The sequence below is a fragment of the Edaphobacter sp. genome (assembly GCF_028283685.1).
Classification (GTDB): Bacteria; Acidobacteriota; Terriglobia; order Terriglobales; family Acidobacteriaceae; genus Edaphobacter.
Genome location: NZ_JAPWKF010000001.1, coordinates 548,010 through 573,609 on the forward strand (window position 1 = coordinate 548,010; position 25,600 = coordinate 573,609).

The 25,600-nt window shown below is 60.6% G+C and carries 23 protein-coding genes, 1 tRNA gene and 1 pseudogene; 23 read left to right on the plus strand and 2 right to left on the minus strand.

What is annotated here, in order from left to right; genetic code table 11:
* Positions 1 to 346 precede the first annotated feature (346 nt).
* The 23 genes and pseudogenes from PW789_RS02255 to PW789_RS02365 all read left to right on the plus strand — a co-directional run bounded on the left by PW789_RS02255 (position 347) and on the right by PW789_RS02365 (position 23,856).
* Positions 347 to 568: a DUF3185 domain-containing protein gene (locus PW789_RS02255; protein ID WP_299370799.1), complete on the plus strand. Its 222-nt coding sequence runs from the start codon at positions 347 to 349 to the stop codon at positions 566 to 568.
* 74 nt (positions 569 to 642) lie between these two features.
* Complete coding sequence (locus tag PW789_RS02260) at positions 643 to 1,305, plus strand: metal-dependent transcriptional regulator (RefSeq protein ID WP_299370801.1); 663 nt, start codon at positions 643 to 645, stop codon at positions 1,303 to 1,305.
* 115 nt (positions 1,306 to 1,420) lie between these two features.
* Positions 1,421 to 2,728: an Nramp family divalent metal transporter gene (locus PW789_RS02265; protein ID WP_299370803.1), complete on the plus strand. Its 1,308-nt coding sequence runs from the start codon at positions 1,421 to 1,423 to the stop codon at positions 2,726 to 2,728.
* A gap of 28 nt (positions 2,729 to 2,756) precedes the next feature.
* On the plus strand, positions 2,757 to 4,178 hold the full coding sequence (locus tag PW789_RS02270; RefSeq protein ID WP_299370804.1) for a carbohydrate porin: 1,422 nt from the start codon (positions 2,757 to 2,759) through the stop codon (positions 4,176 to 4,178).
* A 31-nt stretch (positions 4,179 to 4,209) separates the two neighbouring features.
* Positions 4,210 to 5,142, plus strand: coding sequence for an A24 family peptidase (locus PW789_RS02275; RefSeq protein ID WP_299370805.1), 933 nt, complete (start codon positions 4,210 to 4,212; stop codon positions 5,140 to 5,142).
* A gap of 74 nt (positions 5,143 to 5,216) precedes the next feature.
* Positions 5,217 to 5,624, plus strand: coding sequence for an NADH-quinone oxidoreductase subunit A (locus tag PW789_RS02280; RefSeq protein ID WP_299371608.1), 408 nt, complete (start codon positions 5,217 to 5,219; stop codon positions 5,622 to 5,624).
* Positions 5,624 to 6,106, plus strand: coding sequence for an NADH-quinone oxidoreductase subunit C (locus PW789_RS02285; RefSeq protein ID WP_299370807.1), 483 nt, complete (start codon positions 5,624 to 5,626; stop codon positions 6,104 to 6,106). The genes PW789_RS02280 and PW789_RS02285 overlap by 1 nt, the downstream gene beginning before the upstream one ends.
* Positions 6,106 to 7,365 carry an NADH dehydrogenase (quinone) subunit D gene (gene nuoD, locus PW789_RS02290; RefSeq protein WP_299370808.1) on the plus strand — a complete coding sequence of 420 codons (1,260 nt, stop codon included), beginning with the start codon at positions 6,106 to 6,108 and terminating at the stop codon, positions 7,363 to 7,365. The genes PW789_RS02285 and nuoD overlap by 1 nt, the downstream gene beginning before the upstream one ends.
* A 19-nt stretch (positions 7,366 to 7,384) precedes the next feature.
* On the plus strand, positions 7,385 to 7,690 hold the full coding sequence (locus PW789_RS02295; RefSeq protein ID WP_299370810.1) for a transcriptional regulator: 306 nt from the start codon (positions 7,385 to 7,387) through the stop codon (positions 7,688 to 7,690).
* Complete coding sequence (gene nuoE, locus PW789_RS02300; protein WP_299370812.1) at positions 7,683 to 8,192, plus strand: NAD(P)H-dependent oxidoreductase subunit E; 510 nt, start codon at positions 7,683 to 7,685, stop codon at positions 8,190 to 8,192. Before PW789_RS02295 ends, nuoE begins: the two co-directional genes overlap by 8 nt.
* Before the next feature lie 2 nt (positions 8,193 to 8,194).
* A complete protein-coding gene (gene nuoF, locus PW789_RS02305) occupies positions 8,195 to 9,511 on the plus strand; it encodes an NADH-quinone oxidoreductase subunit NuoF (RefSeq protein WP_299370814.1) in 1,317 nt (438 codons plus the stop codon).
* A pseudogene (locus PW789_RS02310) lies at positions 9,511 to 11,890 on the plus strand (molybdopterin-dependent oxidoreductase). Before nuoF ends, PW789_RS02310 begins: the two are co-directional and overlap by 1 nt.
* A 17-nt stretch (positions 11,891 to 11,907) precedes the next feature.
* Positions 11,908 to 12,969, plus strand: a complete 1,062-nt coding sequence (gene nuoH, locus PW789_RS02315; protein WP_299370816.1) for an NADH-quinone oxidoreductase subunit NuoH — start codon at positions 11,908 to 11,910, stop codon at positions 12,967 to 12,969.
* 94 nt (positions 12,970 to 13,063) lie between these two features.
* Entirely contained in the window at positions 13,064 to 13,570 is a 507-nt protein-coding gene (locus PW789_RS02320; protein ID WP_299370818.1) for an NADH-quinone oxidoreductase subunit J, read from the plus strand.
* 6 nt (positions 13,571 to 13,576) lie between these two features.
* Complete coding sequence (nuoK, locus tag PW789_RS02325; RefSeq protein ID WP_299370820.1) at positions 13,577 to 13,888, plus strand: NADH-quinone oxidoreductase subunit NuoK; 312 nt, start codon at positions 13,577 to 13,579, stop codon at positions 13,886 to 13,888.
* Positions 13,889 to 14,017: 129 nt separating this feature from the next.
* Positions 14,018 to 15,889, plus strand: coding sequence for an NADH-quinone oxidoreductase subunit L (gene nuoL, locus PW789_RS02330; protein ID WP_367182474.1), 1,872 nt, complete (start codon positions 14,018 to 14,020; stop codon positions 15,887 to 15,889).
* 24 nt (positions 15,890 to 15,913) lie between these two features.
* Positions 15,914 to 17,500: a NuoM family protein gene (locus tag PW789_RS02335; RefSeq protein ID WP_299370822.1), complete on the plus strand. Its 1,587-nt coding sequence runs from the start codon at positions 15,914 to 15,916 to the stop codon at positions 17,498 to 17,500.
* Between the two features lie 397 nt (positions 17,501 to 17,897).
* Positions 17,898 to 19,010, plus strand: coding sequence for an NADH-quinone oxidoreductase subunit N (locus PW789_RS02340; protein WP_367182465.1), 1,113 nt, complete (start codon positions 17,898 to 17,900; stop codon positions 19,008 to 19,010).
* A gap of 79 nt (positions 19,011 to 19,089) precedes the next feature.
* Positions 19,090 to 19,166, plus strand: a tRNA-Arg gene (locus PW789_RS02345).
* Between the two features lie 213 nt (positions 19,167 to 19,379).
* The gene (locus PW789_RS02350; RefSeq protein ID WP_299370824.1) at positions 19,380 to 20,654 is read left to right on the plus strand and encodes a Fe-S-containing protein; all 1,275 of its coding nucleotides are present in this window, start codon (positions 19,380 to 19,382) and stop codon (positions 20,652 to 20,654) included.
* Between the two features lie 18 nt (positions 20,655 to 20,672).
* The gene (locus PW789_RS02355) at positions 20,673 to 21,998 is read left to right on the plus strand and encodes an ABC transporter permease (RefSeq protein WP_299370826.1); all 1,326 of its coding nucleotides are present in this window, start codon (positions 20,673 to 20,675) and stop codon (positions 21,996 to 21,998) included.
* On the plus strand, positions 21,995 to 23,104 hold the full coding sequence (locus PW789_RS02360) for an ABC transporter permease (protein ID WP_299370828.1): 1,110 nt from the start codon (positions 21,995 to 21,997) through the stop codon (positions 23,102 to 23,104). Before PW789_RS02355 ends, PW789_RS02360 begins: the two co-directional genes overlap by 4 nt.
* A gap of 2 nt (positions 23,105 to 23,106) precedes the next feature.
* Entirely contained in the window at positions 23,107 to 23,856 is a 750-nt protein-coding gene (locus PW789_RS02365; RefSeq protein ID WP_299370830.1) for an ABC transporter ATP-binding protein, read from the plus strand.
* Here PW789_RS02365 and PW789_RS02370 read toward each other — a convergent pair.
* Together PW789_RS02370 and PW789_RS02375 are read right to left on the minus strand one after the other, a co-directional pair.
* Positions 23,853 to 24,710, minus strand: coding sequence for an NAD(+)/NADH kinase (locus PW789_RS02370; RefSeq protein ID WP_299370832.1), 858 nt, complete (start codon positions 24,708 to 24,710; stop codon positions 23,853 to 23,855). The two genes, PW789_RS02365 and PW789_RS02370, sit on opposite strands and share 4 nt — an antisense overlap.
* A 5-nt stretch (positions 24,711 to 24,715) precedes the next feature.
* A complete protein-coding gene (locus PW789_RS02375) occupies positions 24,716 to 25,507 on the minus strand; it encodes a TlyA family RNA methyltransferase (protein WP_299370834.1) in 792 nt (263 codons plus the stop codon).
* Between the last annotated feature and the right edge of the window lie 93 nt (positions 25,508 to 25,600).

Below are 25,600 nucleotides of genomic sequence, written 5' to 3' on the forward strand. Positions count from 1 at the left end.
GAGCAGCGGGCCGTTCGTCGGTGAGCTGTTGAGATTGACCTGAGGCGTCCTTGCTCGGACATGGGCCTCGGCGGAGTACGTTCAGCAAATTACTGAAGTCGCCAGGACTAGAGCGAAGAACGCTCTAAGCCTCAGTCACCTCACGTGCATCGATGCAACTCTTACTGTCAATTTTCATAGGCTGGATCATCCTCCTTTCCCGTGTACGGCAAGACTACGCCCAAGCCCCGCAACGCGCAACCGGCGTACATCTCGCATCTTGGGCGTCGCATCGGACTATCTGCAACAAACAAAAGCACCACTAAAAATGCACCCTTATCTCTTTTATGAAAGGTTCTCTCAGACGATGAAACCCGCAACCATCATTGGCATTCTGCTTATCGTTCTTGGCATCGTCGGCTTCGCCAGCGGCGGCTTCAGCTTCACCCACCAACACAAGGATGTTGACGCCGGCCCGATCCAGATCTCGCATGACAAAAAGGAGACAGTGCCCATCTCCCCAATCCTCAGCACGATTGCCCTGATCGCCGGAGCTGGCCTGGTGGCTGTTGGCGTGAAGGCAAAGTAAAAGATCATTTCCTTCAAAGAGGGTATTAGCTATAGTTAATTCCGGATCAGAAACTACTCCACGATGAGATCTGGATGAATACTGCAATTACCGTCTCCAAAGAGGATTACCTCAAGGCCATTCTTGAAGCGGAGAGCGAGGGGCAGCACGTCATCTCGGCGACCCTCGCTCACTGGCTCTCCGTCTCCCCCCCGGCCGTCACCATGGCCCTGCGCCGACTCAAGCGCGATGGATACGTCGTGGTCCACGAGGACGGAACCATCCAACTCTCATCCACCGGCAAAGCTATCGCTTACAAGACCGCACTGCGGCACCACCTGATCGAACGCATGCTCTCCGAGATCTTCGGCATGGAGTGGTACCAGATTCACGATGAGGCAGAACGTCTCGAGCACGCGGTTTCCCCTGCGTTTGAAGCAAAGCTGATTGAGAAGCTGGGCGAGCGCGGAACCTGCCCTCACGGCAATACCGTTCTTCCCGACAGCCCTTCCCAGCGCAAAAAGCGTGGCCTGACACCTCTCTCCGACGTCGAGGAGCAGGAGAACCTCATCGTTGCCAGCCTCTACGAACGCGACCCCAAGCTTCTGCTCTTTCTGCATCGGCACGGCATCGGCCCCCAAACGCCCATTCGCGTTCTGGCGAGGAACTACGACGAAACCGTCACCATCGAAACGCCATCCGGAACGACCACCCTGGGGCGCCCAGCCGCCGAAAAGGTATGGGTACGACACGTTTAGCGATCCTTCAACGAAAATAAATTAACCATAGTTAACATGCTGTGGCATACTCAGCTAAAGTGAGGTCTGTTACAGGATGATGGAGACGGCGACATCCACGATTGCTAAGGAAAGCGTGAGCAAAGCCCATCGGCCCACGCTGCCAAACGTCTTTGCCAGCGTCGATGTCTCCTCGTCCAGCAAGCTCTGGCGCCGGATGCTGGGCTTTATCGGCCCGGGCTTCATGGTTGCAGTGGGCTACATGGACCCCGGCAACTGGGCCACCGATCTGGCCGCCGGCTCTCGCTACGGCTATACCCTGCTCTTCGTCATCATGGCGTCGAACCTGATGGCCATCCTGTTGCAAAGTCTCTCGCTGAAACTTGGGATCGCCTCGGAACGCGACCTGGCCCAGGCATGCCGCGAGCGCTACAGCCGGCCAGTCTCCTTTGCGCTCTGGATCTTCGCAGAGATTGCTATCGCGGCCTGCGATCTTGCCGAGGTGATCGGCTCCGCCATCGCCCTGCAGCTGCTCTTCCACATTCCGCTGATCCTTGGCGTCATCATCACCAGCGTCGATGTTCTCGTCATCCTCCTGCTCGAACACCGCGGCTTCCGCTATCTCGAAGCCGTGGTAATGGTCCTGATCAGCACCATCGCGGTTCTCTTTGGCATCGAAACCATCCTCTCCCGCCCCGAGTGGCTCCCGATCCTGCACCATCTCTTCGTACCCTCCCGCGAGATCTTTCACGACCGGGAGATGCTCTACATTGCGATTAGTATTCTCGGCGCGACCGTCATGCCGCACAACCTGTATCTGCACTCTTCCATCGTGCAGACGCGCGCCTACCCGCGCACCGTCGAAGGCAAGCGCGACGCCATCAAATTCGCTAACATCGACTCCGCCGTCGCTCTCTCGATGGCGCTTTTTATCAATGCCGCCATCCTGATCGTCGCTGCGGCTGTCTTCCATCGCAATGGCCACTTTGAGGTTGCGGAGATCGACGACGCCTATCGGCTGCTCACGCCTCTTCTGGGCTTTACCGGCGCCAGCATGATGTTCGCCCTCGCCCTGCTTGCCTCTGGACAGAACTCGACCATTACCGGCACTCTCGCCGGTCAGATCGTCATGGAAGGGTTCCTCGATATCCACCTGCCCAGTTGGCTCCGTCGCCTGATCACACGCCTGGTGGCCATTATTCCCGCGATCATCGTCACCGCCATCTACGGCAGCTCCGGCACGGCAAAGCTACTGATCCTCAGCCAGGTCATTCTCAGCATGCAGCTGAGCTTTGCGGTCTTCCCGCTCGTGCAATTCACCAGCGATAAACATCGCATGGGTACCTTCGTAAACAGCACATGGACACGTGTCGCGGGATGGGCCGTCGCGATCCTGATCGCGGCGCTGAACCTGTGGCTTCTGGTCGAGTCCATCTTTGCCTAATAAACCTATGTCTCCACATCGGCCTGCAATGCAATCTCTCCTTGCGAAGTGTGCCCTTGCGGCGCTCACGCTCGCCATGCGTACGCCAACGCATCTACAGGCTCAGGCCATCGACGCCCCCGCTCCACAGCAGAGCGCATCTCCTGACGCAACGACGATCTTCCCTCACCCGGATCAGGCGCGCTACCTCATCTCCGGGCAGGCCAACATCATCTTCCAGGCTCACGGTCCCTTCCACTCTCCGTACGAGGGCACAAACAGCCTGCAGAGCCGGGGCGAGTACAAGACCTCTCTTATCGGCACTTTATTTTTAGGGCTCCAGCTTCATCGCAACATGCGCTACGCCACCGACACCATCGTCGACTTTGAGTCTGCCGGCGGCCGCGGTATCAGCCAGGCGCTGGGCCTGGCCGGATTCACCAATCTCGATGTCGTGCGTAATCCCAACCTGGGCTCAAAGCCCTATCTTGCAAGAGTTGTGATCCACCAGACCATCGGCCTCACCGACAAGATGGTCGAGGTGGATCGGACGCCTTTTTCGCTCGCCACGCAGCTCCCGGAACGCCGCATCGAGCTGCACATCGGCAAGATGAGTCTGCCCGACTACATCGACCTCAATACCATCGGCTCCGACAGTCACCTGCAGTTCCTCAACTGGACCGTCGACAACAACGGCGCATGGGACTACGCCGCCGACACCCGTGGCTACACCTACGCCGCGGTCGCCGAGTATCACGACCGTTCCTGGTCGGCACGCTACGCCATCGCGGCAATGCCCACCGTCGCCAACGGCATCGATCTCGACTGGGCCTTCAGCCGCGCCAGCGGACAGAACGTCGAAGTGGAACTCAGGCGCAACCTTCTGGGACCGCTGGTCCCCTCCAACCGAAGAGGCACAGTACGCATCCTCAGCTTCGTCAATCACGCGCATATGGGGCTATACCGCGACGCAGTCAACGCTTATCTCTCCGGCGAGGATGCCAAGCCTGACATCTCTGCACATGCAAAATTCGGTGCCGTAAAGTATGGCTTCGGGCTCAACATGGAGCAGGAGTTGACGCCCGACCTCGGTATCTTCTTCCGCGCAGGCTGGAACGAGGGACAGCACGAGTCCTATGCCTACACAGAGGTCGACCAGACCGTAGCCTTCGGCGGCGCTTACTCCGGCCGGGCCTTCTCCCGCCCCAACGACAAGATCGGTGTCGCCTTCGTCTCCAACGCCATCAAGCGCGACCACCAGAATTACCTGCGCTATGGAGGCCTTGGCTTCCTCCTCGGAGACGGCAAACTGAATTACGCCCGCGAAGACATCCTCGAAAGCTACTACAACCTGCATGCCTGGCGAGGTGTCTTCTACGCGCTCAACATCCAGTTCATCGAGCATCCGGGCTACAACCAGGACCGAGGTCCCGTGCTGGTCGAAGGCGTCCGCATGCACGTCGATTTCTAACGCGCCGTATACTTCAGGTGTGAGCGCACGAATGATTTACGAGACGGTCGGCTTTCTGCTCGGGCTGATCTTCGGCAGCTTTCTGAACGTCTGCATCTCCCGCCTTCCAGGGCACGAATCGATCGTCAAACCGTCCTCTCGCTGTCCCCACTGCCATGCTTCCATCCGCTGGTACGACAACATCCCGCTCCTGAGCTGGATACTCCTTCGCGGGAAGTGCCGCGACTGCGGGCAACCGATCTCAGCACGTTACCCGCTGGTTGAACTGCTCACAGCAATCTGGTTTACGATTCAGGCCGCCCGCCTGCATACCGTGATCCATTTTTACTTCTCGCCGGGGACAAACGGCGGGTCATCCTACTCAGCCTTTGCCATCATTGCGAACCTCGGCGTGACGATTGCAGGCTTTCTCCTGATCGGCCTGATCTTCATGGACTGGGAGACCGGCCTTCTGCCCGACAGCTTCACGCTGACCGGAGTCTTCCTCGGCCTCCTGCTCATCTGCACCCAGGCTATCTTTCTCGCACCCGGCCAGGACCAGATCCTTCTGACACAAAATAGCCCAAAGCTGACCAGCGTGGGCGCCACTGCCGATACCGGCAATCTCTTCATGACCGGGCCTGAAGCCCTGATCCTCGGCCGCGTCCTGGCCGCCTGCGGTGCGGCGATCCTTATGTTGCTGATCCGACAGACCTACCGTGCTATCCGGCATCGAGAAGGCATGGGGCTCGGCGACGTCAAGCTGCTGGCCATGATCACGGCCTTCCTGGGGTTCTGGCCAGGCATGCTATCGCTCTTCTTTGGCGTACTTGGAGCATCCATTTACGGGATATTCCAGCTGGCTCGGGGTCGTGCAGGAACATCCTCCAAACTCGCCTTCGGCAGCTTTCTGGCTGCAGGAGCACTGATCGCCGCCCAGGTAGGCGACCGCATCATCGACGCCTATTCACAGCTTTTGCGTTAGCAATGCCGATAGCCGAACACAACGGCCTGATAGCTTGACACTTGCCAGCCGCAAACTTAAAGTCAAACATGGCCATGCACAATTACCCCTACATCTGGAATTATCTTCCGCTTGTCCTGCAAATACTGGTGGCTCTTGGTCTTGCATGCGGCATGGTGGGGGCGTCCTACTTTGTCGGAAAGCACAAGAACTCCCGCACCAAACTCGGACCCTATGAGTGCGGTATGGATCCGATCGGTGACGCGCGAGGCCGTTTCTCGGTTCGCTTCTACATGGTGGCGATGCTCTTCATCCTGTTCGATGTCGAGGCCGTCTTTATGCTTCCCTGGGCGGTCATCTTCCGTCGCCTGCCTGCTATCACCGGTTCTAAGATGTTCGGCTTCTGGGAGATGCTCGTCTATCTCGGCTTTGTCGCTGTAGGCCTGTTCTATGTCTGGAAGAAGGGCATTCTCGACTGGTCCACCGATAAGGGAGATCTCTAATGGAGCCCGCGATTCTCGACACCCAGGCCGTCTTCGACAAGTTCCCTGAAGAGCCTGCCCTTAAGGCACTATCTGATCTGGCCGCCGCCGCCAAGTACGACCGCGAAGAGTTGACCGTCACCGTCGCCCGCGAAAACATTATCCCTGCCTGCAAGGCCATCCAGGCAGCTGGTTACAACTTCCTTGAGGACGTCACGGCCGTCGACTGGTACCCGTCCGAGCCCCGCTTTCAGGTCGTTTATCACATCCTTTCGCACTCGCTGAAGCGCCGCATTCGCCTGTGCGTCCGCCTCGACAGCGAGAATGCCTCGCTCGACAGCATCGTCTCGATCTGGCCGTCGGCAAACTTTTACGAACGCGAGGTCTTCGATCTCTTTGGCGTGAACTTCAACGGTCACCCCAACCTGCGCCGTATCATGATGCCCGAAGACTGGCAGGGCCACCCCCTGCGTAAGGACTACCCCGTGGAGGGCTACCGCTAATGCCACCTATCGCCGCTCCCGACCAGATTAATCCCGGCATCGAAGACGTTATCGCCGACGCCGAGCTCCACAAACACGGTTCCGACCCCATCTCCGATCAGACCATGATCATCAACATGGGGCCGCAGCACCCGTCCACCCACGGCGTGCTCCGCCTTGTGCTCGAGATTGACGGCGAGACCGTCGTCTCGCTCGCCCCGGATATCGGCTATCTGCACACTGGCATCGAGAAGACCTGCGAGGCCAAGTTCTACCAGCAGGTCGTTCCCCTCACCGACCGCATCGACTACCTCTCGCCGATGACCAACAACACGGCATATGCCCTCGCGGTCGAAAAGCTGCTGCAGCTCGAGATCCCCGAAAAGGCCCAGTGGCTGCGCGTGCTCTTCAACGAACTGATGCGCCTGAACTCCCACCTGGTCTGGCTGGGAACACACGCCATGGACATCGGCGCGCTCACCGTCTTCCTTTATTGTTTCCGTGAACGTGAACAGCTGCTGCGCATCTTCGAGGCCGTCAGCGGCCAGCGCATGATGACCAGCTACATCCGCATCGGCGGCGTCAGCATGGAGCCACCGCTCGGTCTCTTCGATGACATCCGCGCCTTCCTGCTCGACTTCCCTTCCAAGATCGACCAGTACGAAGGCCTGCTGCAGAACAACCCCATCTGGATCAAGCGCCTGAAGGGCGTCGGCTATATCTCGCCCGAAGACGCGATCGCTCTCGGCGTCACCGGGCCTCCGCTGCGCGCCGCCGGTATCGACTTCGACATCCGCCGCGACATGCCGTACTCCAGCTACGAGAAGTTCCAGTTCAAGGTCCCTGTCTCGAACGACAGCGACGTCTGGGCGCGCTATGTGCTGCGCATGGAAGAGATGCGCGAGTCCGTGAAGATCTGCCTCCAGGCGCTCGACGGCATGCCTGAGGGCCGCATCGTGGCCGATGCGCCGAAGATCATCCTTCCGGATCGCGAACAGATGAAGACCCAGATGGAGTCGTTGATCCATCACTTCAAGATCGTCACCGAAGGCTTTGCGGTCCCCGCGGGTGAAGCGACCAGCTCGGTCGAAGCGGCCCACGGCATGATGAACTACTACGTCGTCTCCGACGGAACCGCCAAGCCCTACCGCGTGCACATGCGCAACGCGGACTACTCGAACCTTCAGGCTTTGGAGACGATGTGCAAGGGCCGTCTGCTCGCCGACGTCGTCGCAGTCATCGGATCGATCGATATTGTGTTGGGAGCCATCGACCGCTAATGGCAAGAGGTGGAGTCCTGTGATAACGAGTCATCAGCTCCACACTGAACTTTGGACCTCCTGGGCATCGCTGCTGCGCTCCTACTCGGCCGCCCACGGACTCAACAGCCGGCATCACGCAGTCGTCGAGGTCGGCGCAGACGAGATCATGCTTCGCGTCGCCAACCGTTGGTTGCGCGTCACACACGGCATCCTCGAAGACAGCGTGGGCAATCGTTCCTCTTTTTCGCTGGAAGAGGACGGAACGGTTAAACTGAATGGAATTACCGAAGAGATGGACCTTGCCGCCGAACGACTGGCGCGGGAGATAATGCACAGTGAGTGAGATCGCCAACACAATCTTTTCGCCCCAGACGGCGGCGCGCTTCGATCACCTGGTAACGCTTTACCCGGTCAAGCGCTCTGCTCTCGTCCCTATGCTGCTTTATGCACAGGACGATATCGGCTACGTCTCCGATGCTGTGGTCACCGAGATCGCGCAACGCCTCGATCTTCTGGAGTTGGACGTTCGCAACGTGCTTTCGTACTACTCCATGCTGCGCACCAAGCCAGCCGGCAAGTACAACGTGCAGGTCTGCACCAACATATCCTGCATGCTGCGCGGCGGCTACGAGATCCTCGACCACTGTAAGCACAAGCTGGGCATCGGCCATAAAGAAGTCACTTCGGACGGCGTCTTCTCCCTCGAAGAGGTTGAATGCATCGGCGCCTGTTGCTGGGCCCCCGCCATGCAGGTCAATTACGACTTCCATGACAATCTCAACACCGTGAAGGTCGACGAGATCATCGAGACCTACCGCGCCGGCAAGGGAAAGGACGTGAAATAACCATGCCAACCCTCGTCTCCCATCCCGACGAAGTTAAAGTTCTCAGCCGCCGCTTCGGCCAGGGCGCCGCTGACATCGACAAGTACATCGAGCTCGACGGCTATAAGGCAGTTCAGAAGGCCATCGCTGAAGGTCCCGAGTGGATCATCAACACCATGAAGGCCTCCGGCCTTCGCGGCCGCGGCGGCGCAGGCTTCCCTACCGGCCTGAAGTGGTCCTTCGTGCCCAAGCAGTCGGAGAAGCCGAAGTACGTTCTGGTCAACGGTGACGAATCCGAGCCGGGCACCTGCAAAGACCACGTCATCTTTCTGCACGACCCCCATGCCATCATCGAAGGCACCATGATCGCCGGCCTCGCCATCGGGTCGAAGATGGGCTTTATCTACCTTCGCGGCGAGTATCGCTACCTGCTGAAGATCGTCGAGAAGGCCGTCGCCGACGCCTATGCCAGGGGCTTCCTCGGCAAAAACATCTTCGGTTCGGGCATCGACTTCGACATCATCACCCAGTCTGGTGCAGGCGCCTATGAGGTCGGCGAAGAATCCGCCCTCATGGAGTCGCTCGAAGGCAAGCGTGGCGTCCCGCGTATCAAGCCGCCCTTCCCCGCCGTCGTCGGCCTCTACGGTGGTCCTACGGTCATCAACAACGCCGAGACCATCGCCTCCGCCCCGCACATCCTTCTTATGGGCGGCGAAGAGTACGCCAAGATCGGTTCCGAGCGCAACGGCGGCACCCGCCTGTTCGGCATCAGCGGCCACGTGGAGCGCCCCGGCGTCTACGAGCTGCCCATGGGCTACAACCTCAAGAAGGCTATCTACGACGTCGCTGGCGGCATCAAGGATGGCAAGAAGCTCAAGGCCGTCGTCCCCGGTGGAAGCTCTTGCCCGGTTCTGCTGCCTGAAGAGATCGACGTAGGCCTCGACTTCGACCAGATGGGCAAGGCCGGCACCATGCTTGGCTCCGGCGGCATCGTCGTACTTGACGAGACCGTCTCCATCGTCGAGTTTGCCCTGCGCACCATCTCCTTCTACCAGCACGAGTCCTGCGGCTGGTGTATCCCCTGCCGCGAAGGCACGGACTGGATCAAGAAGACCCTCAGCCGCGTCTACAACGGCGGCGGAACGAAGAAGGACGTTGCCAATGTGCAGTATCTCGCCGAGAACATGATGGGCCGCACCTTCTGCCCGCTCGGCGACGCCGCTGCCATGCCGACACTCGGCTTCGTCAAGAAGTTCCGTAAGGAATTCGAAGACTACATCGACGGCCAGAAGGCCGGAACCCCGATCATTACGGTCGAACAGCTCGTGGGAGCGCACTAATGCCAGACGTAAAGTTCATCGTAGACGGCAAGCAACTCACCGCCCCGGCAGGCACGTTGCTCATCGATGCCTGCAAGTCCGCCGGCATTGAGATCCCTGCCTTCTGCTACTACCCCGGTCTTTCGCTTCAGGCGGCCTGCCGCATGTGTGTCGTCCGCATCGAGAAGATGCCCAAGCTCCAGACCGCCTGCACCACGCCGGTCGCCGAAGGCATGGTCGTCCAGACCGAGACGCCAGAGATCTCCCAGGCCCGCAAGGCGACGCTGCAGCTACTGCTCGGCAACCATCCCCTCGACTGCCCCGTCTGCGACGCTGGCGGCGAGTGCGAACTGCAGGACATGACCTTCAAGTACGGCGCGGCAGAGAGCTTCTACGCCGAACCGAAGAATCACCGCGAAGAGCAGAAGTGGTCTCCAGCCGTCTACTTCGACCGCCCGCGCTGCATCCTCTGCTATCGCTGCGTCCGTATGTGCGGCGAGGGCATGGACGTCTTCGCCCTCGGCATTCAGAACCGTGGCTCCTCAGCCGTCATCGCGCCCAACATCCCCGCACAGCTCTCTCCCGACAACCTCGCTCATCTCGACTGCGAACAGTGCGGCATGTGCATCGATGCCTGCCCGGTCGGCGCGCTGACCTCCGGCACCTACCGCTACAAGACCCGTCCGTGGGAGATGAACCACGTCTCAACCATCTGCACGCACTGCGGCGATGGCTGCAAGACGACCCTCGGCGTCCGCTCCACCTCAGACGGCGCGGAGATCGTTCGCGGCGACAACCGCGACAAGAGCGGCATCAATGGCGACTTCCTCTGCAACAAGGGCCGCTACGCCTTCGACTTCGCCAACAGCCCCGAGCGCATCACCTCGCCGATGATCCGGCAGGCCGATGGCAGCCTCAAGGAAGTCTCCTGGGAAGAGGCCTTCACCTTCACCGGCAAAAAGCTGCGCGAGCTGCGTGACACCCGCGGTGGCAGCTCTATCGGCGTTCTCGGCGGAAACCGCCTGACCAACGAAGAGGCATACCTGCTGCAGAAGTTCGCACGCACGGTCCTCGGCACCAACAACATCGATCATCACCGCACGGCAGACTACGTCACCTTCGCCCAGGCTCTCGCCGGTCAGAAGGGGCGCACCGCCTCGTGGCGCGACACGCAGAACTTCCCTGCTGTCCTGATCAGTAGGTGGCGATCCCACCAACCAGGCTCCCGGAACCGCGTGGAACCTTCGCTCCGATGTCCGCCTCAACAAGGCGAAGCTTTACATCGCCAACACTGACGAGATCAAGCTTCGCCGTCAGGCCAAGGCATTCCTGCAGGTGGCTCCGTTCGGTTACGGCGCTCTCGCCGGTTACCTCGCGGGTGATTCTGCCTCCGCGGCGGGTGCAGCAAACGATCCCTCCGCCCTCGGCGCCTTCACCGAAGCCGTCAAGGCAGAGGAAAAGCTCCTGATCCTCATCGGCTCCGAGCTTCGCGGCGCGGATCTGAAGCGCCTCATCGAATTCGGCCTGACGATTCCGGGAGCGAAGTTCGCCCTGCTCTCCGACTACGTCAACTCGCGCGGAGCAGCCGACATGGGCCTCTTGCCCGACATGCTTCCCGGCTACGTTCCGGTTGCGCAGCCCGGCCCCTTCGCAGAGTTCAACGCACCGGCCACCGCAGGCCTCGACATGCTCGAGATCTTCGACGCCGCCGCCGCGGGCAAGCTCTCGGCGCTCTACATCGTCAATGCGAATCCGGTCGGACGCTATGGCGTCGATCCGGCAGCGCTCAAGGATACCTTCGTCGTCGCGCAGGAGATGTTCCTGACCGAGACGGCAAAGCTTGCTGACGTGATTCTTCCCGCCGCCAATCTTTATGAGAAGGCAGGATCGGTCACCAACAGCTACGGTGACCTGCAGCTTGTCGCCAAAGCCGGCGACCGCGCCGGTGTCCGCACCGACTTTGAGATGATCGTTCGCGTCGCCGACAAGATGGGGGCCGACGTCAAGGCGCTGGTTCCCTTCGGCAAGGGTCTTCGCGCCGACATGGGTCAGAGCCGCGGCGCTCAGTCCGGCGAGGCCGACCGTCACGCCGTCTGGCTCACCGCCAACAACCTCGAGCCCAAGCTCTCGCCCTTCGATCCCTTCGCGATCCTGGATGAGATTCATCGCCTCGTACCGGGCTACAACCTGCTTCGGCTCCAGCTGATCAGCGGCAACGACCAGCACCTAGAGCCTGCGGCACCGCTCGTACAGATCACGAACCGCCGCGACCTGGTTCTGCCCTCCGGCGACACGCTCTTCACCTCGGGGACTCTGGGCCGCTTCTCGCCCAACCTGAACGACGTCAAGCAGTACCAGACCAGCGAGCAGTTGGTTCGCATCCAGACCGCAGCCGACTAGGAGACGAGAGCAAACACGTGAGTCATCTGACTGATTTCCAGACATTCTTTCTGCTCTCGATCTTGAAGATCGTCGTCGTGCTCGTCATTACGCTGACGGCGGTGGCCTACACCGTTCTGCTCGAGCGCAAGGTCCTCGGTCGCATGCAGAACCGCTGGGGCCCCTCCCGCGTCGGTCCCTTCGGCCTGCTGCAGCCCCTCGCCGACGGTATCAAACTCTTCCTCAAGGAAGACCTGATGCCGCTTGCCACCGAGCGGCCGCTCTTCATCTTCGCGCCGATCATCGCGCTCACCTGCGCTCTGATCTCGATCGCCGTCGTTCCCTTCGGTGCAGTCACCCACATCGCTGGCGTCGATATGTTCGCCATCTCCGATATCAACATCGGTCTGCTGGTCATCCTCGGCATCACGTCAATCGGCGTCTACGGTATCGCGCTCTCCGGCTGGTCGTCGAACAACAAGTTCGCTCTCCTCGGCTCCCTGCGTGCTACCTCGCAGGTCATCAGCTACGAGCTTGCCCTCGGACTTTCGCTGGTCGGCGTCGTCCTTCGCGCCGGTTCGCTTCGCCTCCGCGATATCGTCGACAGCCAGGCAGCGCACGGCGCACTCTCCTGGAACCTCTTCGGAGGCTTCCAGTTCATCGCCTTCTTCATCTACCTGATGGCGGCCTACGCCGAGACCAACCGCGCTCCCTTCGACCTTCCCGAGGCCGAGTCCGAGCTGGTCGCCGGCTATCACACGGAATACTCTTCGATGAAGTTCGCGATGTTCTTCATGGCTGAGTACGCCAACATGATCACCGTTGCCTGCGTCGCGACCCTCATGTTCCTGGGTGGAGCGACCAGCCCGCTGGGCAATCTCCTCCCTGCTAATTTCGGCGGACCGATCCTCTCAGCGATCTTCCCCGTGCTCTGGTTCGTCGCCAAGGTCTTCGCGTTTCTCCTGCTTTACATCTGGGTCCGCGCGACGCTTCCCCGATTCCGCTACGACCAGCTCATGGCCTTCGGCTGGAAGTTCTTGCTTCCCGTCGCCATCCTCAACATCATTGCCACCAGCCTCGTCCTTGCCCTGCGCGGATGAGCCCAGAGCTACCTGCTTTACAATCAACAGGTAGCCCACAACAATTTAGCCCTGATTCAAGCGATTCACACTAAGAACGAATCCGCGGAGCATCATGCAACTCGCATTGTTCATCATCTTTGGTTTGCTCGCCGTCGCCGGAGCGATTAACTTCCTGCTGCAGCGGCACCCCATCAACTCGGCGCTCTCGCTCGTCGTCGTGATGATGTCGCTGGCCGTCCTCTACTGGTCGCTTGGGGCTGAATTCCTCGCCGCGGCACAGGTCATCGTCTACTCCGGCGCCGTGATGGTTCTATTCGTCTTTGTCGTCATGCTCCTCAACGCGGGCGAGGAAGAGCGAACCCACGGCAGCAAGGCCGCATACGCCGTCGGCTTCCCCGGCGCCGCCGCCATCTTCTGCCTGCTCAGCTTTGTCTTCCTCTCCAACGGCAAGAGCTTCGGTGTCACCGATCTCGGCAACCACCTGACCCACGCCGCCAACAACATCGCCGAGATCTCTCAGGTTCTGTTCCGCGACCTCCTGCTTCCCTTCGAGTCCACCAGCATTCTCATCCTCGTCGCTATCCTCGGAGCCGTCGTGCTCGCCCGAAAGGAGCACTAGACTACGATGTCCGCAGCCGTTCCCATCTCCTGGTACCTGGTTCTCGCCGCGATCCTCTTCTCCGTCGGCATCGCCAGCTTCCTGATCAAACGCAACATCATCACCATCTTCATGTCGATTGAGCTCATGCTCAATGCCGTCAATCTGACCTTCGTCGCCTTCGCCCACATGTGGCACCAGATCACCGGTCAGATCTTCGTCTTCTTTGTCATGGTCGTCGCCGCCGCCGAGGCCGCCGTCGGTCTCGCCATCATTATCGCCATCTATCGCACGCGCCAGACCCTCAACGTCGACCAGGTCAACCTGCTCAAGAATTAAGGACACGAGAGACCCAGATGCCCGCCTCCTATCTATGGCTGATTCCGCTGCTTCCCTTCGCGGGATTCCTGATTCAATGGAACCCTGGGCCGCCGCCTGCCCCGCGCACTCGTCTCCGCCGTCGCCCTGATCCCCACGGCCATTTCAGCCCTGCTCTGGATGTGGCTCTGGGCCACCATCAAGGCTCCCGGCGCGCCTGAGTCCATTCACTCCACCATCACGCTGTTCGGAAACAGCTGGATCTCGGTCTCCGGCTTCCACGCCGACTTCGCCTTTACCGTCGACCATCTGACCGCCATCATGCTCGGCGTCGTTACCTGCGTCGGCTTCCTCATCCATCTCTATTCCGTCGGCTACATGGCACACGAAGAGGGCTATTGGCGCTTCTTCGCCTACCTGAACCTGTTCATGTTCTTCATGCTGGTCCTGGTGCTCTCCGCCAACTTCCTTCTGCTCTTCGTCGGCTGGGAGGGCGTCGGTCTCGCCTCGTACCTGCTGATCGGCTTCTACTTCAAGAAGGACTCCGCTGCCAACGCAGGCAAAAAAGCCTTCATCGTCAACCGCATCGGCGACTTCGGCTTCCTCCTCGCGATGTTCCTGATGATCTCCCACTTCGGATCACTCGACTTCGCCACGGTCTTCTCCGCGGTGTCCGCTCATCCTGAATGGCACGGTGGCTTCCTCACCGCCATCGCTCTGCTGCTCGTTGTAGGCGCCACGGGTAAATCAGCTCAGATTCCACTCTACGTCTGGCTGCCTGACGCTATGGAAGGCCCAACCCCGGTCTCCGCACTCATCCACGCCGCCACCATGGTCACAGCGGGCATCTACATGGTCGCGCGCTCCCACGTCATCTTCGACCGCTCGCCCTACGCCCTCGGCGTCGTCGCCATCATCGGTGCTGCGACTGCCTTCTTCGCGGCCTGCATCGGCATGGTGCAGCACGACATCAAGCGCGTCCTGGCCTACTCCACCGTCTCGCAGCTCGGCTACATGTTCCTGGCCTGCGGCGTCGGGGCCTACACGGCTGGTATCTTCCACCTGTTGACGCATGCCTTCTTCAAGGCTCTGCTCTTCCTCGCCGCTGGCTCCGTGATTCACGCGCTCTCGGGCGAGCAGGACATGCGTAAGATGGGCGGCCTGCGCAAGCGTATCCCCGTCACCTTCTGGACGATGACGATGGGCGTCTTCGCCATCGCCGGGCTTCCTCCCCTCGCAGGCTTTTTCTCAAAAGACGAGATCCTCTTCCAGGCCTTCGTCTCTCCGAATCCGATCGGCAAGCTGCTCTGGCTCGTTGGACTGATCACAGCCGGAATGACCTCGTTCTACATGTTCCGCCTGTGGTTCAAGACCTTCTTCGGTGAAGAGCGCTTCGAAGAGCACACCGATCATGGCCACGGACACGATGACCATCACGGCCACGGCGTACATGAATCGCCCCTGGTCATGACGCTGCCGCTGATGGTTCTTGCACTGCTCTCCATCATCGGCGGCTGGGTTGGCGTTCCCGCGGCACTTGGCGGACACGACGAGATCGGTGCCTTCCTCGAGCCGGTCCTCTCACCAGCCGTCACCGTGACCGAGGTCGTCAGCCACTCCACCGAGCTCGGCCTTGCAGCCGTCTCGGTTCTCGTAGCGCTGCTTGGCCTCTTCATCGCCTACGCGCTCTACTACAAGAAGCCAGGCACGGCTGCCTCCTACGCACAGAAGTTCCCCGCCCTCTACCGCCTCGTCGACAATAAGTTCTATGTGGACGAGATCTACCAGGGCGTCATCGTGACTCCTCTGCTGATGTTCTCGCGCCTCATTCTCGGCACCATCTTCGATGGCGGCGTGGTTGGCGGTGCGGGTTATGCGGCTGGAGCCTCCACGCGCGGTCTGGGATCGCTGGTACGCCGTATTCAGTCCGGAAACATTCGTTCTTACGCAGGATGGCTCGCTCTCGGCGCCGCTGCCGTCATCGCCGTCATGATCTTCGGCCATTCACTCTGGTTGCACTAAAACGACAGGAAACCGACGAACTCGATGAACCTCGACCACAACATCCTGACGATCATCACCTTCACTCCCCTTGTTGGAGCCATCGTCCTTGCCCTGCTGCCTGATCGGGACAAGCTCCAGCAGTGGGGAGCTCTCGCCGTCACGCTACTGACCTTCCTCTTCACGCTGCATCTGCCCTTTCACTACAACTCCGCGGTTCCCGCCGGAAGCTTCCAGTTCGAGCAGAGCTGCCCCTGGATCACCTCGCCCGCCATCGGCTATCACCTTGGCGTGGATGGGCTCTCCATGTGGTTCGTCGTGCTCACCGGCCTTCTGGCGCCGCTTGGCGTGCTCATCTCCTGGCGTGCCATCGACAGCCGCCGCCGCCTCTTCTACGTTCTCTTCCTGCTGCAGCAGGTCGCAATGCTTGGCATCTTCGTCTCGCTCGACCTCTTCCTCTACTACGCCTACTGGGAGCTCTCCCTGGTCCCCATGGCGTTGCTGATCGCAGCCTTCGGCCGGACGGAGAACCGCCGCCGCGCCGCCATCAAGTTTTTCCTCTACGCTTTCATCCCTTCAGCCATCCTGCTGGTCGCTGTGCTCTGGCTCTACGCGCGTACCGGCACCTTCGACTATCCGCGTCTCGCAGAGCTTGCCGTCTCGCACGGCATCTCATCGAACCCGACCGCACTCTGGCTCGCATCGCTTGCTTTCCTGGCCGCCTTCGCCGTCAAGGTTCCAATCTTCCCGCTGCATGGCTGGCTGGCGGACGCTGTCTCCGAAGCTCCCACCGCTGCCGTCATGGTTATCGCCGGCAAGCTGGGCCTCTACTCCCTGCTGCGCTTCTACCTCGGCATCTTCCCCGGACAGGCTCACCGTATCGCGCCGCTGATGATCGCACTCGGCGCCATCGGCATCGTCTACGGAGCGCTGCTCGCCCTCGTCCAAAAGGACCTCAAGCGCCTCGCGGCCTTCGGTACTCTCGGGCACGTCTCTGTCGTCATCCTCGGCATCTTCGCCTTCACCGTCTCCGGCATCGACGGCGGCATCTACCAGACGCTCAACGAAGGCATCGGCGGCTCGGCGCTCTTTATGCTCCTCGGCCTGCTCTACGAGCGCTACCGCACCTACGATATGCGCGAATACGGCGGTCTGGCAGCTCGTCTGCCCTGGGTCGTCACCATGTTCGTCCTCACGGCGCTCTCCGTCACCGGCCTTCCACTGCTGAATGGCTTCGTCGGTGAGTTCCTCGTTCTCTCCGGTTCCATGCAGTCGACGATCTCGCACCACATCGGATGGACGACACTCGCCACCACCGGAGTCATCCTCACCGCCTCCTATATGCTCTGGATGATCCAGCGCGTCTTCTACGGCGATCTCGGACCGCGCTCCGAATCCATCACGGCCCCCGACCTCGAACTGCGCGAGCATCTCGCTCTCTGGCCCCTGGTGGCTCTCTTCCTCTTCATGGGCGTAGCCTCCCCGGTCTTTATGAATGTCATCGACACCGCAGGCACGAAGATCGCCGAAAGAGTTAATCACATTCAGGCAGTCAACATGAACTTTGACGCATCGGCTAAGCCCGCAGCAACGACACAGACCATGACCGCTTCGACGAAAGGAGCTCGCTAGATGTCTCCCAACGTCCTCGCTCTTCTGCCTGAGTACATCCTCACCATCACCGGCGTCCTCGTAATGCTGGGTGATCCCCTGATTCCGGCTCAGCAGAACCGCAAGTCGCTCGGCCTCCTCGCCATCCTTGGCACCATCGCCGCAGGCTTCGCCAGCTGGTACCAGCTCGGCTTCGGTACCATCCATGCGTTCTTCGGCACCATCCAGGCCGACTCGTTCTCCGTCTTCTTTCATCTGCTCATCTGCGCCGTCGTCCTCATCACGCTTCTCAGCTCGCTGGACTACTTCCAGGGTCACGCCAACGTCGCGGGTGAGTACTATGCCCTCGTGCTCTTCGGCGCAACGGGCATGATGCTGATGACCTGCTCGGTTGAGCTGTTGATGGTCTTCGTCGGCCTTGAGATCTCCTCGATTTCGAGCTACATCATGGCTGGCTTCCGCAAGGGCAAGGCCGCCACCAGCCGAGTCCTCGATCAAGTACTTCCTGCTCGGCTCCTTCGCCACGGCTTTCTTCCTGTATGGCATCGCCCTCGCCTTCGGTGCAACCGGCTCCACACGTATCGATATCCTCTCGCAGGGACTCGCGACCACAGCGACACCGATGCTCGCCTTGCTGGCGCTAGCGATGATCGTCATCGGCATCGGCTTCAAGGTCTCCGCGGCTCCCTTCCACGTCTGGACCCCCGACGTCTACCAGGGAGCTCCCGCTCCTGTTGTTGGCCTGATGTCCACCGCGCCCAAAGCCGCAGCGTTCGCCGTTCTTCTGCGTGTCCTCTTCTCCGGCTTTCCCTCGTACGAGCCGCGCTGGGCTGGCCTCATCTGGATCATCGCCGTCCTCTCCATGTTCACCGGCAACCTCGGCGCCCTGATGCAGCGCGACGTCAAGCGCATGCTCGCCTACTCCTCGATCGCGCATGCCGGTTACCTCCTCGTCGCCTTTACCGCGTTCCCAGCCGATGGCATCGCCTCGGCCTGCTTCTACACCGCAGCCTACGCAGCCATGAACGTCGGTGCCTTCACCGTCATCACGCAGCTCTCCGGCTACGACGAGAACGCTCGCACCATCGACGACTACGCCGGCCTCGCGCTCAAGCGTCCCGTCCTCACCGCGCTGCTCGGATTCTTCCTCCTCTCGCTGATCGGAATCCCCTTCACCGGCGGCTTCTTCGGCAAGTTCTATGTCTTCTCGGCAGCGCTGCACGCGGGCAACGTCTGGCTTGCATTATTTGGCCTGCTCAACAGCGGCATCGCCTGCTTCTACTACCTTCGCCTCCTGGCCGCAATGTACAGCCGCCCCGCAACCGACACCGGACACATCAAGGTGAGTGCTCCGGTGTCCATCCCGGCGGCCATCGCGCTCACCTTCACAGCTGTCGCCACACTGCTGCTCGGTATCGCTCCGAACCGCGTTCTGGCGCTGGCCCGCAGTGGAGCCGAGGTCACCATGAAGGCGATCCCTGCATCTTCGCTGCAGCAGACCACAGCCGATACCAGCCGCCTGCCTCGTTAGGCGGCTGTTTTCCTCAACCGTACGTTTGATCTGATTCCAAAGATCATGTATTCTTATCTAGTTGCAGTCAACGCAATGTGCGCCCGTAGCTCAGCTGGATAGAGCAACTGGCTACGAACCAGTAGGTCGGGTGTTCGAATCACTCCGGGCGCACCATCCCTCCCCCAGCAAATCAAATCCCTTCAATCTGCTACTCACAGAACACGCCTCGAAATGATTGCGCGTATAACGGCCTTTCCCGATTGACGACCAATTTAGTCCTCAATAGACTAGAATGCAGGACAGGTCGACTTCGACGCCATGCTTTGATCAAGGGTGACCAGCAGGCGGTTCGTCGCGTATCGCGGCCCTGAGGAAGAGAAACACCTTATGCTGCAGGCATTTATCATTACCCTCCGCGAGGGCGTGGAAGCTTCGCTGATCGTTGGCATCATCTTCGCCTATCTGGTTAAGATCGGCCGCGAAGAGCTCAAGAAAATCGTCTTCTGGGCCATCGCAGCCGCTGTGGGCTGCAGCGTCGCCGGGGCCATCGTTCTGGCCCATCTCGAACTCAATACCGACATCTTTGAGGGCTGGGTCATGCTCGCCGCAGCCGTCTTCGTCATCAGCATGATCTGGTTCATGCATAAGACGGCCCGCACCATGCGCGGCGATATCGAAGAAAAAGTCTCGCAGTACACCAGCGAAAAGGGCGTTTCGACGACCGGCCTCTTCTTCTTCGTCTTCCTCATGGTGCTGCGCGAAGGCGTCGAGACGGTTCTGATTCTCTCTGCCGTCACGCTCAACTCCACTGAGCTGCTAAGCTTCACCGGAACCGTCCTCGGCATCGCCGTCGCCGTCGTCTTCGGTGTTCTCTTTGTCCGTGGCAGTGTCAAGATCAATCTTCAGCGCTTCTTCCGCGTCACCACCGTCATCCTCTACTTCGTGGCCTTCCAGCTCATCGTCAGCGGCCTGCACGAGCTGAGCGAAAACGGCGCCCTTCCCTCCAGCAAAGCGGAGATGCGCCTGATCGGCCCCATCGTCCGCAACGACCTCTTCTTCTTCGTTACGATGCTTGCCCTCGCCGGCCTGATGATTCTGATGGAATACCGTCGGCGCGCTCCCGTTCAGCTCGCCTCCGATGCCACCCCGGCAGACCGCCGCCGCATCGAGTGGACCCAGCGCCGCGAGAAGCTCTGGATGAACGCTGTCGTCATCACCAGCTTCCTGTTCATCTTCCTCTCCACCGCCGAGTTCATCTACGCCAAGAGCACCACGGCTCTCTCGCCCACCACCGCCGTCACACTCGTTGGCTCCGAGGTCACCGTCCCCGCATCCGAGATCAACGACGACCAGCTCCACCGCTTCGGCGTCCACGTCGAAGATGGCAAGGGCGGCAGCACCGAGGTTCGCTTCCTGCTCTTCAAGAAGCCGGACGGCAACATCGTCGCCGTCGGCGATGCCTGCCGCATCTGCGGTCCCGTAGGCTTCTACATTGGCGATCAGGGCATCACCTGCAAGATGTGCGCCTCTCCCCTCAACGCCGGCTCCATGGGCCAGGAGGGCGGCTGCAATCCCATCCCGCTGAAGAGCGCTGTCACCGCAGGTCAGGTCACCATCCAGGCCGACGCTCTGCGCTCTCTCATCCCGATCTTCCAGCAATAAGGACACAAGGCACGCATCATGTTCCTTCGGCTTTTGATTGAGAGTTTTCGGCGGCAGCGGAGACGCAAGATCCTCGCCGGCATCGCCATACTTCTCGGCACAACAGCCGTAACCGCGATGCTCGCCCTGGCGACCACCATCGGCGACCGCATTCAAGATGAGCTGGCCGTCTACGGAGCTAACATCGTTGTCACTCCCGCGGCAGAGCAGCTAGACGTCCAAGTCGGTGGCATCGACGTGCGTCCCGACTCCGGCGGAGCCACCCTCAAGGAATCAGATCTCAAGAAGCTTCGCGGCATCTTCTGGGCCAACAACATCACCGGCGTCTCTCCTCAACTGCCCGTCCACATCCTCGGAACCACCTCAGAAGGCGAGACACTCGACGTTGCGGCCACCGGCCTCTGGTTTCGTCACTCCCTCTCCAACGGCGGCCCAGCCATCGTCACCGGAGCTCCCGCGCTGCATCCTCTCTGGAAGCTGACCGGTGAATGGCCGAAAGAGACTTCCCCTACAGCCAACAGCGCTGATGCCGTCATTGGCAGTGCGCTGGCGACGAGCAAAGGCATCCACACAGGCGATACGATTCAACTGACGCCGTCCCCTCAAAATCCCGGCGCTCTCCACAGCCTTCACGTGACCGGCATCGTCGCCACGGGAGATACCGTCGACAATCAGATTCTCTTGCCGCTCTCCACCGCGCAAAGCATCGCCGGAACGCCGGATGCCGTCAAGCGCGTCGAGGTCTCCGCCCGCACCAAGCCCGAAGACTCCTTCGCCCGCAAAGACCCCGATTCCCTCTCCGCCAAGCAGAAGGAGATCTGGTACTGCCGTCCCTACGCCAACTCCATCGCCTATCAGATTCGTGAAGCCATCCCCGGAGCCCGCGCCGAGCAGATCCGCCGCGTGGAACAAAGCCAGGGCACCGTTCTCAGCCGCATCAGCGGCCTCATGTGGCTCATCAGTGCAGCAGCCATGCTCGCCGCGGCCTTCGCCGTCAGCGCCGCCATGGCGACCGCCATCCTCGAACGGCAGGTAGAGATCGGCCTGATGCGCTCACTCGGCGCCAGCAAGACCTCCATCGCACTGCTCTTCTATACCGAGTCCGGCCTGCTGGCCTTCATCACAGGAGCCATCGGCTACATTATCGGCTCAGGGGTCGCCGCATGGGTTGGCATTAAGATCTTTGGGGCATCGGCAACCCCTGCCCTGACGGACATCCTCAACCCCGTTCTGCTGCCCGTCATCGTCAGCCTGTCGCTTCTTATCGCAATCGCAGGCAGTACACCCGCCATTCGCAGGGCACTCTCCATGGAACCGTCCTCGATCCTCCGGACGGGCGCATGAGCCATCGCATCAGCCTCTTCCAGATGATCCGGCGGTCGATCATGCACCGCAGGGCGCGCAGTCTCTCGGCGCTTCTCGCCATGACCATCTCTGCCGCTGTGGCAACGGCGCTGCTCACGCTCTACACCAGCCTTGATGCCAAGCTGCATCACGAGTTCCGCGGCTTCGGCGCCAACATCGTCATCACTCCCGCAAAGGGTGAAAAGCACTTCGCCGATGGAACGCTCGACAAGGTACAGGCACTCGCGGGACCGGATGCCAACGCAGCCGAGTTCGGCTATGCCGTCGCAACCACTGATCGCGGCACTCCTGTCGTCGTCGCAGGAACCGACTTCGCCGCTGTACGCCGCCTCGACTCCTGGTGGCAGGTCACGGCGTGGCCTACGCCCGCTGAAACCTCAAGTGCACTCCTGGGTCAGCACGCCGCGCAATTCATCGGCGATGAAAACAACGTGCAGCTCACCTTCGCAGACCGTCCCATCACGCTGCACGGCGCCGGACGACTGAATACCGGCGGAGACGAAGATAACCGCATCTACATGCCGCTCGCATCTTTTACCGCGTGGACTGGTGCTCTGCCCAGCGTCATCGAACTCCAGGTTCCCGGCGGAGCAGCGCAGGTCGAATCCGTCATCGGCGACCTTCGCAAACAGCTTCCCGGCATCAAGGTCGATCCGGTGCGACAGTTGGTCGAAGGCGAAAACCGCATCGTCGATAAGACGCATGCGCTGATGTACGCCGCCATGATCCTCATCGCGCTCACTGTGGCCATCAGCGTTCTGGCCACGTTGTCCGCGAGCGTCCTGGAGCGTCGTCGAGACTTTGCGTTAATGAAAGCACTCGGCAGCTCGACGATTCACATGGTTGGGCTATTCGTCTGCGAGGCCGTGGTTCTCTCCATCGGCGGAGTAATGATCGGCTACATCCTCGGCTCGGGAGCATCCTCTCTCATCAGCCAGCTCAACTTTCACACCGCAACCATGCCACGGCTAAGCGTCCTGCCCGCCATCCTTCTGCTGAATGTGTCCATCGCAGTCCTGGCAGCATTGCTTCCCGTCCGTCTGCTGCGCGGCCTTCAACCCGCGGCACTGCTGAAAGGCGAATGATCATGATGGTAAAAGAGAACCTCGCGATGATAAATCCCAACGATCTCACGCGACCCGATTGCGCCGTGATCTCCCTCAAGGAGGTCACGCGAGACTACTCCGGTCATGCTGGCAAGGTCTGCGCACTCAACGCTGCCTCCTTCTCCATCGTCGCCGGCGAATGGGTCGCCATCACCGGTCCCTCGGGCTCCGGCAAGAGCACTCTGGTCAACATGATCGGCTGTCTCGACCGTCCCACGCAGGGCGCCCTGATGATTGACGGCGTCGACGTCGCTTCCATGTCGGCGACCGATCTCGACCGCTTTCGCGCCGACAAGATCGGCTTCATCTTCCAGCAGTTTCATCTGATCCCCTACCTGTCGGCGCTGGAAAATGTCATGCTGGCGCAGTACTTCCACTCGATGACCGACGAGAAGGAAGCCCGCGCTGCGCTTGAGCGCGTCGGCCTCGGCAACCGCGCCGATCATCTCCCCAGCGAGCTTTCAGGCGGCGAACAACAGCGCGTCTGCGTGGCCCGCGCTCTCATCAACAACCCGCCGATTCTCCTCGCCGATGAGCCAACCGGCAACCTCGACGAAGCCAATCAGAAGATTGTCGCGGGGTTGCTCAAGGACCTGCACGCACAGGGACACACCATCGTGATGGTGACGCACGACCCCGAGATGGCCTCTCTCGCCCAGCGCCGTATCGCGCTCAGCCACGGCAAGGTCTTCTGCCATCCCGTCGGCGGAGCGATCGTCCCGATCCGTTAGCGTTCGCCCCAGCTCAGCTTGCTCCGCAACACGCTGAAGAGACCATTGCGCCGCGGCCGCAACAGGCGAACGCTGTGCTCCGAACGGCAACAGACGATCTCGTCTCCCAGCTCCAGTTCGATCGCCTCCTGCCCATCTACGGTCAGGTAGGTCAGGTTCGGCACGCCCTCAATGTGAATGGTGATGGTCGCATCCCCCGGCACCACAATCGGCCGGATCGTCAGCAGATGAGGACAGATCGGCGTCACCGTCATGGCACTCACCGAAGGCATCACGATCGGCCCATTCGCTGCAAGGTTGTAGGCAGTCGATCCTGTCGGCGTCGAGACAATAATGCCATCCGCTCGCATCGACCCGACAAACTGCTGGTCGATCTCCACCGAAAAATCCGCCATACGTGCAATAGCGCCCTTTGAGACCACAATGTCGTTGAGCGCGTCCCAGTGCTTGACGATCTTTGCAGACCGGCGCAGCTCGATATGCATCATGTCGCGCGTCTCGATGCTCGCGCAGTTATCGCACCATGCCTCAAGAGCCAGATACAGCTCCGCCAGCGGTACCTCGGTCAGAAAGCCCAGCGAACCCAGATTCACACCCAGGATCGGCGTCGGGAAGTGAGCGAACGCCCGCGCCGCGGCCAGCAGCGTTCCATCGCCGCCAAGCACGATCACCAGGTTGGGATGATGCTTCGGCAGTTCACTGCGCTGTACCGACACCTTCGCGCCGACGTAAGCCGCACTATGCGGGTCGAGAAACGCCTCATAGCCATGACTGGTTAGCCAGTCCATCAGCTCGCTCAGAATCGAAGCAAGCTCAGGCTTCTGCGGCTTGGAGATAATTGCGGCCTTGTACATTTCTGTTAGTTTACCGGCTCCGGGCTCTCATCGCTCGCTCCATCGAATACAGCACGCAGGAGATATTCATGATTGCCCTCCATCCCTTTGATCGGCGAGTCAATCACCTCGAGATCGGCAGCTCCCAGCTCTCGCGCACACTCCGTAACGCGTTCAATCGCCTGCTGGCGTGCAGACTCTTCCCGCACGATTCCACCTTTGCCCACATTGTGCCTTCCGGCCTCAAACTGGGGCTTAATCAGCACTACCGCCGTTCCGCTCCATCTCTCCCCCTCGACCGCCAACGCCGCGATCACGGCAGGCAGCACCAGCGTCGCCGAGATAAACGACACATCCATCGCCAGAAAGACAGGCGCAGCCTTCTCAGGTGAGCGCAGGCTACCCGGTTCCAGCAAGCGCGCATTCGTGCGCTCAAGCAGCGTGACGCGTGCATCGCTGCGCAGCTTCTGCGCAATCTGCCCGTAGCCGGTATCTACAGCCAACACCGAGACTGCCCCGGCCTGCAGCATACAATCCGTGAAGCCCCCCGTGGAAGCGCCGACATCCACTGCAGGAACACCCGTCAGATCAATCTTCCAGTGCTGCAGCGCCTTCTCCAGCTTCAGGCCGCCCCGGCTGACATACTTCAGGTCTTCTCCCAGCATACGAATGGCTGCGTCTTCCGTAACGGCGGCTCCAGGCTTCTCCACCTTCTGTTCGTTCACCAGCACGCGTCCTGCAAGGATGAGGGCCTGCGCCCTCTCCCGCGATGCGGCATGCCCTTGGTCCACCAGTAATTTGTCCAGACGTATCTTCATGCAAACTCAATCGATATCCGACACAGAGGTCGTTCATTGGTTAAGGTACATTGTCTGGCCTCATGCGTTAGAGTTGCTAGGACAAGACTTAAT

What these genes read in the sequence shown, in the direction of transcription:
- PW789_RS02335 (WP_299370822.1), top strand. Translation starts at nt 15,914, where the DNA reads ATGAACCTCGACCACAACATCCTGACGATCATCACCTTCACTCCCCTT.
- PW789_RS02355 (WP_299370826.1), top strand. Translation starts at nt 20,673, where the DNA reads ATGTTCCTTCGGCTTTTGATTGAGAGTTTTCGGCGGCAGCGGAGACGC.
- PW789_RS02285 (WP_299370807.1), top strand. Translation starts at nt 5,624, where the DNA reads ATGGAGCCCGCGATTCTCGACACCCAGGCCGTCTTCGACAAGTTCCCT.
- PW789_RS02260 (WP_299370801.1), top strand. Translation starts at nt 643, where the DNA reads ATGAATACTGCAATTACCGTCTCCAAAGAGGATTACCTCAAGGCCATT.
- nuoD (WP_299370808.1), top strand. Translation starts at nt 6,106, where the DNA reads ATGCCACCTATCGCCGCTCCCGACCAGATTAATCCCGGCATCGAAGAC.
- PW789_RS02370 (WP_299370832.1), bottom strand. Translation starts at nt 24,710, where the DNA reads ATGTACAAGGCCGCAATTATCTCCAAGCCGCAGAAGCCTGAGCTTGCT.
- nuoF (WP_299370814.1), top strand. Translation starts at nt 8,195, where the DNA reads ATGCCAACCCTCGTCTCCCATCCCGACGAAGTTAAAGTTCTCAGCCGC.
- PW789_RS02275 (WP_299370805.1), top strand. Translation starts at nt 4,210, where the DNA reads ATGATTTACGAGACGGTCGGCTTTCTGCTCGGGCTGATCTTCGGCAGC.
- PW789_RS02375 (WP_299370834.1), bottom strand. Translation starts at nt 25,507, where the DNA reads ATGAAGATACGTCTGGACAAATTACTGGTGGACCAAGGGCATGCCGCA.
- PW789_RS02255 (WP_299370799.1), top strand. Translation starts at nt 347, where the DNA reads ATGAAACCCGCAACCATCATTGGCATTCTGCTTATCGTTCTTGGCATC.
- PW789_RS02280 (WP_299371608.1), top strand. Translation starts at nt 5,217, where the DNA reads ATGCACAATTACCCCTACATCTGGAATTATCTTCCGCTTGTCCTGCAA.
- PW789_RS02320 (WP_299370818.1), top strand. Translation starts at nt 13,064, where the DNA reads ATGCAACTCGCATTGTTCATCATCTTTGGTTTGCTCGCCGTCGCCGGA.
- nuoK (WP_299370820.1), top strand. Translation starts at nt 13,577, where the DNA reads ATGTCCGCAGCCGTTCCCATCTCCTGGTACCTGGTTCTCGCCGCGATC.
- PW789_RS02350 (WP_299370824.1), top strand. Translation starts at nt 19,380, where the DNA reads ATGCTGCAGGCATTTATCATTACCCTCCGCGAGGGCGTGGAAGCTTCG.
- PW789_RS02270 (WP_299370804.1), top strand. Translation starts at nt 2,757, where the DNA reads ATGCAATCTCTCCTTGCGAAGTGTGCCCTTGCGGCGCTCACGCTCGCC.
- PW789_RS02360 (WP_299370828.1), top strand. Translation starts at nt 21,995, where the DNA reads ATGAGCCATCGCATCAGCCTCTTCCAGATGATCCGGCGGTCGATCATG.
- PW789_RS02365 (WP_299370830.1), top strand. Translation starts at nt 23,107, where the DNA reads ATGATGGTAAAAGAGAACCTCGCGATGATAAATCCCAACGATCTCACG.